This window comes from Rhodohalobacter mucosus, assembly GCF_003150675.1.
Taxonomy (GTDB): Bacteria; Bacteroidota; Rhodothermia; order Balneolales; family Balneolaceae; genus Rhodohalobacter; species Rhodohalobacter mucosus.
In genome coordinates this window covers 403,443-417,940 of the sequence record NZ_QGGB01000006.1, presented here as the reverse complement: position 1 = coordinate 417,940, position 14,498 = coordinate 403,443, and the positions used below count along the sequence as shown (strand labels likewise).

17 protein-coding genes are annotated in these 14,498 nt (G+C 48.6%); 5 read left to right on the top strand and 12 right to left on the bottom strand.

Annotation, left to right across the window (positions count from 1 at the left end; genetic code table 11):
• Positions 1-722 precede the first annotated feature (722 nt).
• The 4 genes from DDZ15_RS09455 to nei all read left to right on the top strand — a co-directional run bounded on the left by DDZ15_RS09455 (position 723) and on the right by nei (position 5,499).
• Positions 723-944: a hypothetical protein gene (locus tag DDZ15_RS09455; RefSeq protein ID WP_109646843.1), complete on the top strand. Its 222-nt coding sequence runs from the start codon at positions 723-725 to the stop codon at positions 942-944.
• A 1,078-nt stretch (positions 945-2,022) separates the two neighbouring features.
• Positions 2,023-3,696 (top strand): M1 family metallopeptidase, encoded by a 1,674-nt coding sequence (locus DDZ15_RS09445; protein WP_109646841.1) that lies wholly within the window; start codon positions 2,023-2,025, stop codon positions 3,694-3,696.
• A 138-nt stretch (positions 3,697-3,834) separates the two neighbouring features.
• A complete protein-coding gene (locus DDZ15_RS16725; protein ID WP_158278670.1) occupies positions 3,835-3,981 on the top strand; it encodes a hypothetical protein in 147 nt (48 codons plus the stop codon).
• 699 nt (positions 3,982-4,680) lie between these two features.
• Entirely contained in the window at positions 4,681-5,499 is an 819-nt protein-coding gene (gene nei, locus DDZ15_RS09440) for an endonuclease VIII (RefSeq protein ID WP_109646840.1), read from the top strand.
• A gap of 197 nt (positions 5,500-5,696) precedes the next feature.
• On the opposite strand, the gene DDZ15_RS09435 is transcribed toward nei, so the two are convergent.
• Positions 5,697-6,254, bottom strand: a complete 558-nt coding sequence (locus DDZ15_RS09435; RefSeq protein ID WP_109646839.1) for a hypothetical protein — start codon at positions 6,252-6,254, stop codon at positions 5,697-5,699.
• A 144-nt stretch (positions 6,255-6,398) separates the two neighbouring features.
• Here DDZ15_RS09435 and DDZ15_RS09430 point away from each other — a divergent pair, with 144 nt between their 5' ends.
• The gene (locus DDZ15_RS09430) at positions 6,399-7,256 is read left to right on the top strand and encodes a carboxypeptidase-like regulatory domain-containing protein (RefSeq protein WP_158278669.1); all 858 of its coding nucleotides are present in this window, start codon (positions 6,399-6,401) and stop codon (positions 7,254-7,256) included.
• Positions 7,257-7,641: 385 nt separating this feature from the next.
• Here the strand turns inward: DDZ15_RS09430 and DDZ15_RS09425 are convergent, their stop codons facing one another.
• The 11 genes from DDZ15_RS09425 to DDZ15_RS09380 all read right to left on the bottom strand — a co-directional run bounded on the left by DDZ15_RS09425 (position 7,642) and on the right by DDZ15_RS09380 (position 14,454).
• Positions 7,642-8,103 (bottom strand): methyltransferase family protein, encoded by a 462-nt coding sequence (locus DDZ15_RS09425; protein ID WP_109646837.1) that lies wholly within the window; start codon positions 8,101-8,103, stop codon positions 7,642-7,644.
• 98 nt (positions 8,104-8,201) lie between these two features.
• Positions 8,202-8,516, bottom strand: a complete 315-nt coding sequence (locus DDZ15_RS09420) for a hypothetical protein (protein ID WP_109646836.1) — start codon at positions 8,514-8,516, stop codon at positions 8,202-8,204.
• 48 nt (positions 8,517-8,564) lie between these two features.
• Positions 8,565-8,900 carry a type II toxin-antitoxin system PemK/MazF family toxin gene (locus DDZ15_RS09415; protein WP_109646835.1) on the bottom strand — a complete coding sequence of 112 codons (336 nt, stop codon included), beginning with the start codon at positions 8,898-8,900 and terminating at the stop codon, positions 8,565-8,567.
• Positions 8,894-9,151 (bottom strand): AbrB/MazE/SpoVT family DNA-binding domain-containing protein, encoded by a 258-nt coding sequence (locus DDZ15_RS09410; RefSeq protein WP_109646834.1) that lies wholly within the window; start codon positions 9,149-9,151, stop codon positions 8,894-8,896. The genes DDZ15_RS09415 and DDZ15_RS09410 overlap by 7 nt, the downstream gene beginning before the upstream one ends.
• 75 nt (positions 9,152-9,226) lie before the next feature.
• A complete protein-coding gene (locus DDZ15_RS09405) occupies positions 9,227-9,451 on the bottom strand; it encodes a hypothetical protein (RefSeq protein WP_146198561.1) in 225 nt (74 codons plus the stop codon).
• A 94-nt stretch (positions 9,452-9,545) separates the two neighbouring features.
• Positions 9,546-10,727 (bottom strand): 6-bladed beta-propeller, encoded by a 1,182-nt coding sequence (locus DDZ15_RS09400; RefSeq protein ID WP_109646832.1) that lies wholly within the window; start codon positions 10,725-10,727, stop codon positions 9,546-9,548.
• Between the two features lie 32 nt (positions 10,728-10,759).
• On the bottom strand, positions 10,760-10,897 hold the full coding sequence (locus tag DDZ15_RS16720; protein WP_158278668.1) for a hypothetical protein: 138 nt from the start codon (positions 10,895-10,897) through the stop codon (positions 10,760-10,762).
• 89 nt (positions 10,898-10,986) lie between these two features.
• On the bottom strand, positions 10,987-11,973 hold the full coding sequence (locus tag DDZ15_RS09395) for an aldo/keto reductase (RefSeq protein WP_109646831.1): 987 nt from the start codon (positions 11,971-11,973) through the stop codon (positions 10,987-10,989).
• A gap of 195 nt (positions 11,974-12,168) precedes the next feature.
• Positions 12,169-13,506: a hypothetical protein gene (locus DDZ15_RS09390; RefSeq protein ID WP_109646830.1), complete on the bottom strand. Its 1,338-nt coding sequence runs from the start codon at positions 13,504-13,506 to the stop codon at positions 12,169-12,171.
• Between the two features lie 230 nt (positions 13,507-13,736).
• Entirely contained in the window at positions 13,737-13,910 is a 174-nt protein-coding gene (locus tag DDZ15_RS16715; protein WP_158278667.1) for a hypothetical protein, read from the bottom strand.
• A gap of 223 nt (positions 13,911-14,133) precedes the next feature.
• Positions 14,134-14,454, bottom strand: coding sequence for a hypothetical protein (locus tag DDZ15_RS09380; RefSeq protein ID WP_158278666.1), 321 nt, complete (start codon positions 14,452-14,454; stop codon positions 14,134-14,136).
• Positions 14,455-14,498: the final 44 nt, after the last annotated feature.

The window sequence follows — 14,498 nt, the reverse complement described above, 5'->3', positions numbered from 1 at the left end:
TCAATCAACCCGACAATTTGTTTACGCAAGGTAGGTGAAAACTCCCGGCGTTGCCGAAGATATTTTTTAGACATAAAGAATCGGTTTATAAGTGATAATTTATGTCAACCTATTTTAGGCACCTACAGTACATGGCGCAGGCAACAAGGCGCAAGATTCAGAATATGAACGAATGACGAAAAACGAATCACGTTGGACGAACTGTGATCAATTTGACAGACTCATAACAAAATAAACGCCGTAGGCGTGGCACATACATAGCCGCCGATTTCAATCGGCGGTTGAATGGTCAGTAGTAATGGGCCTCCGAGGCTGGATCTGATTAAAAACACAGATCCAATTCGAGGAGGTGGCAGGAACGATTCTATGTAGAGAGGGTCCGGATGGTAACAATGGCATGGTTTTCCAAAAACCCCTCGATTCAAATCCCGACGTTGATCACAATCCCGCCTCGGGGTTGGGATATCGGAAATCCTCTTTACCCCGCGCTGACGCACGGGGCTACTGATATTTAACGCCTACGGCGTTGGAGTGAGATCAGGTTAAAGGTTCAAGGTTCACGGTGCAGGTCTCAGGCAGCAAGGCGCAAGACTCAGATTATGAAGGATTGACGAACGACGAATCATAATGGGCGAAATACGATCGATCTGACAGACTCATAACAATACAAAAACGCCGTAGGCGTGGCACATACATAGCCGCCGATTTCAATCGGCGGTTGAATGTTCAGTAGTAATGGGCCTCCGAGGCTCGATCTTTTTAAAACACAGATCCAATTCGAGGAGGTGGCAGGAACGATACTGAGCAGAGAGGATCTGGATGGTAACAATGGCATGGTTTTCCAAAAACCCCTCGACTCAAATCCCGACGTTGGTCACAATCCCGCCTCGGGATTGGGATATCGGAAATCCTCTTTACCCCGCGCTGACGCACGTGGCATTTGATATTTAACGCCTACGGCGTTGGGGAGAGATCAGGTTCAAGATTTAAGGTTCAGGGTTCACGGTACATGGCGCAGGCGGCAAGGCGCAAGACTCAGAACTTGAAGGATTGACGAAAAACGAATCACGATGGACGAACAGTGATCGATCTGACAGACTCATAACAAAATAAACGCCGTAGGCGTGGCACATACATAGCCGCCGATTTCAATCGGCGGTTGAATGGTCAGTAGTAATGGGCCTCCGAGGCTCGATCTTATTAAAACACAGATACAATTCGAGGAGGTGGCAGGGACGATTCTATGTAGAGATGGTCCGGATGGTAACAATGGCATGGTTTTCCAAAATCCCCTCGACTCAAATCCCGACGTTGATCACAATCCCGCCTCGGAGTTGGAAAATCGGGAATCCTCTTTACCCCGCGCTGACGCACGGGGCTATTGATATTTAACGCCTACGGCGTTGGGGGGAGATCAGGTTCAGGGTGCGGGGTGCCACGAAGTATCGGGACTGTGCTCCGAGCCGCAGGTGATTCCCGCGAAGTGAACCACACGCAGCAGGTCGCAGGCGGCAGGCGCAAGACTCAGAATATGAAGGATTGACGAACGACGAATCACGATGGACGAACTGTGATCGATTTTTAGTAAGGATTCCTTTTTCAGAGTTGCGGCGCAGTATGAACATCAAACTGCCCCGGATTTCATGCGCCGCCAAATTCACTCCCCGGAACGTGTCATGTCGACCGAAAGATCCGTAAGCCGACGGAGAATGCGTGGCCCCGTAGGGATGGCTATGCCAAGACATTCCCTTGCGTCGTGCAGGGGCAGGCTTCAGGCTTCAGGGAGCAGTTTACAAACTTTGTTATCCCAATATTAAGATAATTCATTTGCGGACCTTAGCGGCCTTGACGGTTTAATCTGCAGATCATTTTTTAACCGCAAAGAACGCAAAGAGGCGCTAAGTTCAAAAACATCTGAGATCGCATTTTGCATATCAACAATCTGAGATCTATCGCATTTCCAAATTTCAGCGGCAGGCGCTATACTTGATCTCTAATGTGTTAACGAATATCTAGATAACAATGCCGGTATCTTTTAAATCTTTTTTTCTATTTCTGGGTTTTACCCTCATAATCCAGGCTTTTCCCCTCTCCGCGCAGATGTTTGACCTGCGAACGGATTTTTCACGACAGGATACCCTGCACGGAGCCGTTACGCCCGAGCGAATCTGGTGGGATTTGATTGACTACCATCTGGATGTAACCGTTCACATTGAGGACCAGCGGCTCAGCGGAAGCAATACGGTATTTTACCGGGTGCTTGAACCGCATCACATCATGCAGATCGACCTGCAGGAGCCCATGAACATTACACGGGTTACCCAGAACGGGTCGGAGCTGCCATTTTCAAGGGAAGGTCTGGCATGGTTTATCGAGTTACCCGACGACCACACAGAAGGCGAAATCCGCAGCCTGAGAGTAGAATACAGCGGCAAGCCCGTAGTGGCGGCCAATCCACCGTGGAACGGCGGACTCACCTGGCAGAGTGACGGCAACGGAAATCCATTTGTGGCCAACGCCAATCAGGGCATCGGGCCCAGCGTCTGGTGGCCCAACAAAGACCATCCCTACGACGAGCCCGACAGTATGCGCATCAGCCTCACGGTTCCCGACAGCCTCGTTGCGGTCTCCAACGGACGCCATACCGGAACCGATCAGCATGAAAACGGAACGGCTACCTGGCACTGGAAGGTTGTGAACCCGATCAACGCCTACGGGGTGAACCTGAGCGTGGGCGACTATGTGCATTTCGGTGAGGAGTACGAGGGCGAAGACGGTACACTGACGCTCGATTACTATGTGTTGCGGGAGAATGAAGAGAAAGCCCGTGCACAGTTTGAGCAGGTAAAGCCGATGATGGAGGCGTTTGAGTACTGGTTTGGCCCCTACCCGTTTTACGAGGATGGCTTCAAGCTGATCGAGGTGCCCTACCTCGGTATGGAGCATCAGAGCGCCGTCACCTACGGAAATGACTACGAGAACGGGTACCGGGGTCGCGACCTGAGCGGATCGGGCTGGGGACTCCTGTTTGATTTTATCATTATTCACGAGACCGGCCATGAATGGTTCGCCAATAATATCACCTACGCCGACGTGGCCGATATGTGGGTGCACGAAGGATTTACCAACTACTCCGAAAGCCTTTACCTGGACTATCATCATGGTGAGCAAGCCGCCGGCGAGTATGTACGCGGACTGAGGCTGACTATTCAGAATGATCGTCCGCTCATGGGTATTCGCGGTGTGCGCTTTCGCGGTTCAAGCGACATGTACAATAAAGGCGGCAACCTGTTGCACACCATCCGTCAGATTGTGAACGACGACGAACTGTGGCGGCAGACGCTGCGCGGCCTGAATGCCAAATTCCGTCACGAAACCGTCTATTCCGAAGAGATTGAGGAGTACATTTCCGGCAAAACAGGCGTTGACCTGCAGACCGTTTTCGATCAGTACCTTCGGGATATCCGCATTCCAACTTTCGAATACGCCTTCCGTGACGGGCAGCTTATGTATAGATGGGGTAATGCAATCAACGGCTTCACCATGCCGGTGGATGTAACGATTGACGGAATCAACCTGCGGCTGGAAACCACAGACAGCTGGAGCACGATGCCGTGGGAGAATTGGGAAGACGCACAGCTTGAAGTGGATCCGGACTATTATGTGGGTAGTTTTGATTTGCTGGGCGGTCAGTAGTTTTGAGTTTTGAGTTTTGAATGTAGTCTCTCCCCTCCTTTTCAAGGAGGGGTCGGGGGTGGTTTTATCGAACTTATCCAATGTATCTCTCTTATAGGGTACTTCAGGATTTGTTTAAAATCACCCTTACATCTTTTAATGAATAGAAGATGTTTAATTCAAATTGCGGAAGTGCTCACCTATCTTAGCCCCGAAAGGTCGAAAACCTATTTCAACTTTGCCCTTGATCGGGATACTGCAGTGCCCGCACCGGATGGCGCTCTTTCAGAGCTTCGAATATCATAATCTACCCTTCACAGGGCGCTGCCCTGTGCTGATGATGACGCCCCGTTGGGGCTTGATCAGTCAGCCGGCAACTGTTTGCGTGGCAATCAATAAATTCCGGTATTGATGGTTGCTTCATGGATACCATAAACAATGTTCAATGCGTATGTCAAGCTCCGAGGGAGCGCAGTCAACAGCATAGTGCAACGCGCTATGTATTGTAAATCACACCGTCACCAAAACCCTGAAAGGGCGTTATCCTGAATGGCCCTATAGTCATTCCTAACCTAAGCAGGGTGCTCACAGGGTATCGCTCTTTCAGAGCTTAGGACTTTCCGGTCTTGCCACACAGGGCGCTGCCCTGTGCTGATGTGGCCGCCCCGTTGGGGCTTGTTCAATCGGCAGACAACCATTTGCTCGGCAATCAGAAAACACAGGTATTGATGATTGCTTTATGGATACCATAAACAATGTTCAATGCGTATGTCGAGCTCCGAAGGAGCGCAATCAACAGCATAGTGCAACGCGCTATGTATTGTAAATCACACCGTCACCAAAGCCCTGAAAGGGCGTTATCCTGCACAACGCTTACGGTCTGCTGCTTTGAAATGAAAATTTCTCTTTGCTCGAATTGACTCCAATCGGATGAGAATGGAAAAACCCTTATTTCCGTTATTCAGATGAATCCACCTCAACTTCAATCTCAACCTCACCCCTCAAATGCCCGAAGGACCCGAAGTACACCGCGAGGCCGATAAGATCCGCAAAGCGATCGGTGGCCAGACACCCATTTATCTCTATTTTTACCACGACCATCTGAAACCCTTTGAAAAGGAGCTTGCCGACCGAAAGGTGGAGAATGTGGAAGCGTACGGCAAAGGCCTGGTGATCTCGTTTGAGGAAGATGCCCATATTTACTCCCATAACCAGCTGTACGGCAAATGGTACATCAAACCGGCGGGCGAGACACCCAAAACCAACCGGCAGCTGCGGCTGGAGATCCGCACCCATCAAAAGTCGGCGCTTCTCTACAGCGCCAGCGAAATTGACGTGTTGGATTCGGAATCACTCGAAGAGCATCCTTATCTGAGTAAACTGGGGCCTGATCTGCTCAAAGACGTGGAGAAAGAGACCGTTATGGAACAAACCCGCGACGACCGCTTCCGGCGAAAATCCTTTGCGTCCCTCCTTCTGGATCAGGGTTTTCTGGGAGGCGTGGGCAACTATCTGCGGACCGAGATCCTGTTTGATGCACGCATACACCCCAAAATGCGCCCCATGGACCTGAATGACGCTCAACTGGAACAGTTCACCGAATCCGCCCTGCTCATCACCAACCGCTCCTACCAAACCGGCGGCATCACCACCCCCGACGATCTGGTAAAACGGCTCAAGTCAAACGGTAGCAGACGACGAAACTACCGACATTACCTCTTCGGCCGGGAAGATCAGCCCTGTTACGAGTGCGGAACCACAGTCAAGAAAGAGCAGATGTCGGGCCGGCGGATTTATATTTGTGAGTCGTGTCAGGAAGGGTGATTTACAGAGTTGAATTCAGGATTTGACCAAGGATACTCCCCTCCTTTGTAAGGAGGGGTCGGGGGTGGTTAATAAATCTTTTTCAAAAACTCTTCTTCAGATCGTTAACCAAGACCTTTCGGAACCACCCCTAAATCCCCTCCTTGGAAAGGAGGGGACTTTTTTGAGCAAACTCATTCTAAAATTCTTTTCTTGTTTCACTCACACTCCCTCTCCTCCACCTGCAACCCATTGGTCACCCAGGTATCTCCGTAAACGGAGGAATAACAGACCTCGAGCAAGATCCTTCCGGCACCCAGTTCACCGGCGAGGAATCCGGCCGCGCCGCTGCTGCTCACGCTGAACAGGTCGACCGGCTCGCCGGCCATAATCACCTGCCCGGTCCAGAGGCTGGAATAGCTGAATGCAGACTGCAGTGAATCCGGCACAATCGTCATCAGATCCTGAATACCATCCAGCGGATCCCCGTCATGGGTGAGCTGCACGGTTTCTATGATAGCCGGACCAATCCCCTGATTCATCATCCGCAGCGTGAATGCATCTTCGCTGACTGAGGGACCAATGGTAAGATGCGGCCAGACCGACATCTTCTGCTGCTGCTTCATCAGATTCGACTGATAGATATAGACAAAGAGCGTGGAGAGGCTGATAACGATCGCAAAAACCGCAATAAACATTTCTGAAGAAATTTTCTTGCCGCTTTTATCAGGATGCAGATCCCGGGAGTCTATATTGGCTTCTTCTTGTGGTTCCATATAGAAATCGGATTGTTAACTTTCGTGCATGATAAATAAGTGCAAATCAAACATTATGTTCAACAGAAATCAAAGAAAATTTAACTGAAACCTTTTTATAAATTCCAGCGTGTGAAAAGAATGTTCAACAACCGGACAGGCACCATGATCAAATCATTCTTATTGTTTTCGGTACTTGCTTTCGCTACAGTGACACAAGCAATTTTCGCACAATCATCTCTCGAGGGAACCACCTTGAATGCAGAATCCGGAGAGCCCCTGCCCTATGTGAATATCGGGATCCCCGCACGGGGAACCGGAACGGTGAGTGATGGCAGCGGACGGTTCAGCCTGACTTATGCGGCCGATACAGACAGCGTCATCTTCTCCGCAATCGGTTTTGAGACCGCCATTTTAACAGCAATCGAGTTGTTGAAGACTCCGGAAATCCGGTTGACGCCAGCCGTTTATGAAATGGAGGATGTCGTGGTAACCGGAACCCTCTCTGAAAATTCTGACATCTACGGCCACCGGCTTCGGCGGCAAGGGGACAATATCGGGTTTGGCAGTACGCAACTTGGCACTCAGATTGGGGCAAGGATTGAGATCCGCAGGCCCGTGCAGATTCAAAGTGCACATTTTATGGTCAACCGGGCAGGAGCCGACAGCATGCTGTTTCGGGTGAACGTCTACAGCCTGAATGAAGGGCTAAACGGACAAAACCTGCTCCCGGAAAACGTGATTGTAGAGGCACCCTCAGAGCCCGGTGTAATGAGCGTGGACCTGGAACCCTATGACATCATCGTAAATGATGACGTTCTGCTGTCGCTTGAATGGATTGAAGCCGTGAATGTACCTGATGATGAGCTTCAGAACATCTCATTCCGTGCGGCCCGCACCGGCAGAAACCCAAATATGCTGCTAAAATCCACCAGTCATGCCCCATTTCGGTCGTATGACGACCTGGTGCCCTACCGTCTTGGATTTTACCTGACAGGCAGCCGGTTCAGGGAGTCTGATTAGCTATATTGACGTGAGTTCGAGATAAGCAATTGAACCGACCTAGTCCCCCTTTCCCCGAAGGGATCTCTATGGGAGAAGCGGGAAGAGTCCCGACGGTGGTCGGGGCGAGGGGGATGACTCTCTGAACGTTGATCTGACTCACAGAATTAAATTTTACATTATATCCGCCAGGATTCATTCCTCCCCGATCCCGAAAGCTTTCGGGGTCCCAAAGGGGCTGAGCTATGATTTAACCCAAAAAATTAAACTTTGCTGCTAATTCGACTACCAACGCTCCTCCCCGCCTAAGGGCGGTACTCCCCTCGAGGGGAGACTCCCATTGCCCTCCGTCAGCCGACGGAGGGACACTTTTCAACAAGCTCATATTTCGAACTGAATTATTATCTCAAAGCCATCGCCGAACCCTGGACCGATACTCCTCAAACTCTTCCCCGAACTTCTCATTCATCACCCGCTCCTCAGGGATGATCTGAAAACGAGTGATATAGAGTACAAACAGGACCACGCCAATCATGGAGAGCAGCGATCCCAGCCGGATGGCCCAGGCTCCCAGAATGATTGCCAATCCCACATACATCGGGTTTCGGGAGAGGCGGTAAATGCCCGAGGTGACCAGTGATGACACCTTTTCCGGTTTGTGCGGATCGATTGAGGTGCGCGCTCGATAGAATGAAATCAGTCCCGCTATGCCAAACAGCGTTCCGATACCAAACAGGATCCAGAACAGTACACGGCCCAGTTCCGGGTCCACAAAATGGCCGGTGTCCAGCGACGCAATCCACCACATTCCCAAGGCAATGAGGCCGAAAACGATGGCGGGCGGTATTTTTAGTTCGAGGGATTTCATGGGTGGTTACAGGTTAGCCGGCCTCCGGTTTAATTAGCCGGGTTACCGGATTGCTTGAATGTAAATCATTTTCAAATCAGATGAATAGCCATGATCTTTCAAATCCGCTGAACAATGGTATCGAGAACCGATCTTTTTTTGAATACGCTGATCACAGCCGCTGCCCAGATGGCGCCGTGAATCAGGGGTGAAATCCAGGCTATATCTATACTTTGCAGCCCGGCGACTCCTGAATAGAAATTGAATAGAATGCCTGTCAGGAACCATAAAAGATATAGAGGAACCAGCGTACCTAAAAACAGGATGGCAGCGATCACATATTTATTTTTATTCTTTCCCCGCTTCTCCTTTAGCCATGCCTTCTCTTCTTCGGTTTTCAGCTTTTTTTGCAGTTTGCGATCTAAATCTGACATAGTTAGGTATTTAATTTGTCATAAAAGCTTACCATACCGTGAGCGAATTCAAGGTGCGAACATTTCCTGCAATACGCCAAGCACTTTCTCCCCGGCCGATTTGCTGACGGTGCCCAGATTCTTTATCAAACGGCTCTTATCTATAGTGCGAACCTGATCCAGTACGATCTGGCCCTTTTTTCCCCGGAATGTCGTTGATACCCGCGTTGGATAATTTCTGATTGTGGTCGTCATGGGTGCGACAATGACCGTCCGGATATGCCGGTTCATTTCATCCGGAGAAATAATCAAACATGGATGGGTTTTCCGGATTTCAGATCCTTTTGTCGGGTCCAGAGAAATCAAATAAACGTCAAATCGCTGAACAGGCTTTCTTTCTACCATGTCCACTCCGTTTCATCCCATTCGGATGGTCCCTCAATTTCTTTTTGATCCAGTAACCCGTCATCATCCTCTTCAGCCATATTTTCGAAGGCCTCATCCCAGTCTTTGCGCGTCGTTTCTGCAGACCGGAGTACAATCTCATTGTCCCTGAGGATCATCTCGATTTCATCGGTAATGCCGCTTTCCTCGATCAGGGGTTTTGGAATCCGCACCCCCTGGGAATTTCCGATACGTATCAATTTTGTTTTCATAACATCGATGGTTTGTGAACAGATACCACAATATAATTACATTGTACTTACAAACCAACGAGATAGAGGAGCACTTTATACCATTTTCCTGAGCTCATACACAAAACAGCAGTCGCCGGGAAACACCCTTAACCCCATAAACTCAAATCCGAGACGTTCAATAAACCAATAAGCAGCGGTTGTGGTCTGCGGATCGATGAGCATACCGGTTGACACCCGATACGCAATATAGTGCTTGATGGCCGTCTGTATCATAGGTATTCTGTATCCCCTGTTCAGAATCTGTTCTTCGCCGATCAAGATATTGATGGCAGATTTCTTCGGCCGCACATCAACAAATAATTAATAGAAAAGCAAGGATTATTATTGCAACTTATTTTACTTATCAGTCAAATTAATTGAAAACAACATGTAGTAGTTGACCGTGACTTAAATCAGCCATAGGCTTTGAAAATATATAGACATCAGAATTTTTAAAGTAGGTCAACGATCTTGTTCTGTCTAATAATTTTAACTCACCATTCATATTATCAATAACGATTGGGTGCAGGAAAAAATCATTATTCATAAAATCCAATTCTTCATCTGGCGAAAAATTACTCGGGTAACGATTACCTACCATTAATAATGAATTGTTATTGTCAGTATTAATTATATCTCGGTAAAAATATTTCTCACCATATGACGGTAAAACACCCATGATCGGTTCAGATCTAAAGCTCTCTTCAAATTCAGCCATAGGCAAATTTAAGATACTCGACTCCCATAATAACTCATTAGTATCAACATCATAACCTGATATAAGCGGGAAGTTTTCAAATATACCTACTACTGTCGAGTCATTGCAGCTTATCAAAGTTTTAGAAAGTTGTCCTTCAAAAATTGCAAAGCCTGTAGTTGTTTCATACCGTTGACCAAATGAATCCAAATATTCATAATTTTCAATTGAAAATTTATGAATTGGCCTTGAAACAGATAATAAGTTATAAACGTTGCCGGCATTTATCGAATCTCTTTCTGTAACTTTAAAACCATTTGTGAATAAAAAATTTTTTGAAAAACATATATCGGTAGAATTAGAAATTTCCGTAGAAACTGTTGTCTCGTATTCAATCGTATCAGGACTGATTTTAAAGATTTCAATTTCATATCTATCTAATGCAGCTAAACGATTCGTTTCAGAATCAATAGCAATCTTTGAGAGATTCGTGAATTCACCGGGCCCCCTGCCGCCTCTTCCCAAACTTAGCAGAAAATCTCCCTTACGACTAAACACTTTGATACTACTCAGTGATGGGTTGGAAGCATAAATTCTGCCAAAATTATCAACGGCAACATTTTCAATGTCTAACATGTAATCCTCTTTTTGAGGATCAGCAAGCTCTCCCAGCGAAATTGAATGTGTTATTGAGTCAGTATAAACACTCCCGGCTTCTGCTTGTTTTAGAAAATTTACGGTGGTCTCTCTGCTGTTTAGATGCTGTTTAAAATTTTCTGTTGGGTGTATGGTTTCATTGCCATTTTTACAAGAGATGGCTACTAAAAAACTACAGACAATAATTAATAAATTTCTCATTACGAAAAATTGATTAAAAAAATAAGCGATGCTCAGAGCGTTTTCTTACGATCAAATTGAAATTTCTCTGGAGAGGTACAACCACTATCCATGCTTGCAATCCACCACATCAACCAGGCGATGAGGCCGAAGACGATGGCGGGCGGGATTTTGAGTTCCAGTAATTTCATAGATAGCGGCTGGTAAACGGATGTTTTACTGATGCAGGAATATACAATACCACTCTTTGAGGATATTTTCTATTCCGCATTCACTCCTTTTACCACCTGTGATGAACCTGCGGACGAATCAATTCATCATATACCGCTTTTACAGCTTCCATCTCCTTATCGGTCAGGTCCCGCATGCCCAGCGTTTTCAGGTTGGAATACAGCTGTTCAATTTTGGACACACCGGGTATCACCGTACTCACCTCATCAAACATGAGGATCCATTTGAGAGCAATATGTACCAGGTTTAGTTCATCAGAAAAAATGGATCGAAGCCTGTCTACGGCCTCAAGGCCGGTTTCGTAATCGATCCCCGAAAAGGTCTCTCCCCGGTCAAAAACTTCTCCCTCCCGGTTAAAGTGGCGATGATCACCGCTCTCAAATTCTGTATGTTTATCAAACTTTCCGGTCAGAAGACCGCTTGCCAGCGGCACACGTGCGATGATACCCACATTTCTTCGTTTGGCTTCCCTGAAAAAGAGTTCGGACGGACGATGCCTGAACATATTGAAAATAATCTGTACAGCGCCCACATTGGAATATTCGATCGCCTTCAGGGCTTCTTCCACCTTCTGCACGCTTACACCCAGGTGACCGATCTTTCCCTCTTCTTTCATCTTCTCAAACTCCGCAAAGATCTCCGGACGGTAGTAGACCTCAGGCGGCGGACAGTGAAGCTGTACCAGGTCCAGCCGGTCCAGCCCTGTGTTCTTTAGACTCTGCTCCACAAAACCGCGCAGCACATCCGGCCGGTAGCCCTCATTGACGTGCGGATCAATAAACCGTCCGCATTTGGTGGCGATATAGACCTTCTCACTTCGGGAACGAATCACTTTCCCCACAGCGTGCTCGCTCCTGCCGTTCTCGTACACGTCTGCCGTATCGATAAAATTGATCCCCTCATCGATTGCTTCATTCAGGATCTTCTCCGCATTCTGATCATCGAAGCCGCTTCCCCATTTCCCCCCTACCTGCCAGGTTCCCAAACCGATCTCCGATACCTTATATCCCGTTTTTCCCAGTGTTCTGTAGTTCATGGCACCCTGTTTTTACGTTCATTGATACCAGTAAAATGGCGAAAGACGGGCTAAGAATAAAGGATGGAATGGCTGCTGTTCAGTGGGCCGGAATCATCATTCAATGATGGCAGACCCACGGCGCGTTGACAGATTTCCCGGTATGAGCAACTGATCCGCTGCTCTATCATCACAACGACAAAACCGGTCCCCGGATCAGAACCGGTCGCGATTGCCGACTCCATCGAAGCGCGGGTTAACGACATTGTTGAGAAGTGAGCCGAAACGGTAGCGGAACCCGAAACGAATGCCCGCCTCATAGTTGGTTTCAAGCTGCCTTCGCCGCAGGAGCACCTCTTCAAGGTCCGCGTCGCCCTTCGGGAGGTTGATCTGATCATGGATAAGCTCGAGAAAACCACCAACCTCGATGGAGAGCCCTCTCGTAACGCGAATTTCGAACTCCGCATCAAACTGAAGACTGTAGCGCGACGGATTGTGCAGGTATTGCGAGGCGTTGGCACCTACTTCAATCTCTCCCCACGGCTGGACCACCTGGTACCCTGCATTCAATAGATGCTGGGGAAGTGTTTGTTCAATTTCGTTATAGATCGTCGTGTCCTGGTAGGCAATGTGCGAACCACCCAGACGGTACGCTACCGTCAGCTGCCGCCGGTTCGCCTCGCGGTACGGGTAGAGGCTCCATTCCACTGCGCCCATGAATCGATAGCGCCAGTCTACATTCGAGAACGTTGAGGTAAGAACGTCTCCGTAGGCACCGACCGACCAGTGCGGCGAGATGCTCTTCACGGCATAGCTGGTAAACCCGTTGCGGTGTGCCGAGCTCGTAATTGCACCTTCATCTCGTTCGAACCGGTCGTAGTTGTAGTTAAAGAAGGGACGGAACTGAAGCTTCCACTCCTCTGTCACTCGGCCGACGAACACCCCGTACCGGGTGTCGAAGGAGCGCTGCTGGGACTCAAAGTCGGCGCTTCCGTCGGCATAGATCTGGATCGTCCAGTAGTTCCAGGGATCTTCCGTTAACTGTGTCTGCCCGACGTCTTCCAATTCGGACGGGGCGATGTCTACACGCAGCCGCTCCCGAAGGGGAGTCTGCATCAGGTACGGCACGAGCGCGGCTTCAAGGTTGCGAAGGAAAATGTTCCGTTCTTCGTCCTCCGTAGTGTTGGCAGGCAGGTTGAAGACATTCGTGAAATCCAGCCCTTCAAAGACCCCCAGGCCGATTATGTCAAGGGACCATGCCTCGCCTCCCGACCCTGTGCGCTCCCGGGTAACGAGGACGTGTACATCGGCGACTTCACGGTCACGAACGTGATCCAGATATGGCATCTCCTGCCGTATAAAGGTTTCATTGCAGCGCTCGCAGTCAAGGAAAAGGGCGATCCGGGCAGGCGTTTCCAACTCAATATCCTGTGCTGCAACCGGACTGACGGCAGCACAGAACCATAAAAGAATGATCAGAAAACCCGCGAATGCGGTATGTTCTGGTCTCTTTAAGAAATCGCGTATCCCTGATAGTTTAATTGGAAGAAGCATATGGTTAGCTCTGACTGAAGGAGAACAGCGTGGCGGCTCAAGTTGACCGTCTGTTTTGATCATGAACCGGCCGCGGCATGGCTCTCAAATATACGTGTTATAGCCCCACGTTAACGGGGTGATGCAATGTATTGAATCGTAAACTATGAGTTTGAAAAAAGACGTAATGAGATTTGTGAGTCAGATCCCATATTACACCTTCATCGTTCGATATGAAATTCACTCAAAACTTAAAACTCAACACTCAAAACTCCCCTAAGTCGCTCCACGTAATCCGACTGCTGTTTCAGATCGTCCTCCCAATCCCACTCTCCATTTGGGTCGCAGGCGATCACGTGCGGCTGCGTGTCCCAGTACCGGAGCAGCTCCAGGTCGTCAATCGTGGCCGGGCGAAGGGTGATCATGAGATTTGATGTGGTTTCTAATTGAATTTTATGAATTTGAAAGGATACTCCCCTTCCGCCGGCTGGCGGATGGGGCCGGGGGTGGTTACACATAATTGCACACAGTTCAACCCACTCAACTGCACAAACATCTGATTCAACCACCCCTTTATCCCCTCCTTGAGAAGGAGGGGAATTCTTGTCCCTAATCCATTTCATCCTGTGGCTTCGTGTTATCTGCAACTCATAATTCAATCGTAATTGAACCACCGGTTTCGTCCTCTTCAAGCACCCATGTGATCCAGGCTTCCGTTGCCGTCTCATCATATCCGATGATGTCGGTGTAGGGAATGGTCACTGTTTCATCCATTTCCATGGATAGCCATGTGGTGTAATCGGGGTCTATATCAATCAGAGCTAAGGTCCGTTGTTCGATTACGAGATAATAGACAGTCTGACCGGAAATGTTTTCGATAGAGAGTTCAGAATTTTCAGTCCCGATACAGAGAACTTCAACTCCCTGCGGGTTTTCAACGTTGGTGCAGTTCTCATCTAGGTCCTTCAAAGCATCGAAAGAGTTTGAACAGGAGGCAGAGAATAAGACAAAGC